The following is a 638-nucleotide window of genomic DNA, read 5'->3' on the forward strand; positions in this document are numbered from 1 at the left end:
GTCAGGGAGGTCTTCATTCATATAGATATATAAACCTAAACCGTGCCTTGCGATTGCTTTTACTAAACAGCGTTGAATTGCTTTATTCACGTCCATTGAAGTCAGTTTTTCAAGCGGAATTGACTGGTTTCGATAGTCCATCACGGGAAGATGTTCAATGTGCTCTAACCCCTCGATAGTAACTCCAACCTCAACCCAAGCTGTGCGACCGTCTGTGTGGTAATTCCAATCATCCTTGTTCTTATAAATCTTGTTTGTTGCTTCAGGATATATTTTTTTTACTTCTGCCCAAGCAAATGCCCAAGATAGATAGTCAAGATTATTCTTTTTACTCTTTTTATCATTGACATTAATGACGCTTAAGTTTTCAAATACGCTCATTTTTTCCTCTTTCCACGATGAATACATCCCCTTGTCTTGTAATTTCGATATTATATTTAAGCATTGGTAAAATATATCCGTCTTCCCAATAGCTCCATAATTCACTTATCAAGCCATATAAGCACTCGTTAGGCCCAACCCTATACTTTATCTCGTTCATTTCTTCAAGCTCTTTAGACAGCTTTCTGACGCCTCTAGCATAATGTTTGCTTGCTTTTTCTTCTGCCCTTAAACTTTTGTAGTTGCTTTTCATATAT

General features: G+C 37.1%; 2 protein-coding genes. Both read right to left on the reverse strand.

Annotated features, from left to right (window positions below; translation table 11 throughout):
• Nucleotides 1–381, reverse strand: a 381-nt coding sequence (locus FDW96_RS00010) for a DUF1071 domain-containing protein (protein ID WP_137365014.1), incomplete at its 3' end; no start/stop codon positions are given.
• Nucleotides 368–638: hypothetical protein (locus tag FDW96_RS00015; protein ID WP_212732833.1), on the reverse strand; the 271-nt coding region annotated here is incomplete at its 5' end. The genes FDW96_RS00015 and FDW96_RS00010, both read right to left, overlap by 14 nt.

It is taken from the genome of Citrobacter sp. TBCS-15 (assembly GCF_005280815.1).
Taxonomy (GTDB): Bacteria; Pseudomonadota; Gammaproteobacteria; order Enterobacterales; family Enterobacteriaceae; genus Citrobacter; species Citrobacter werkmanii.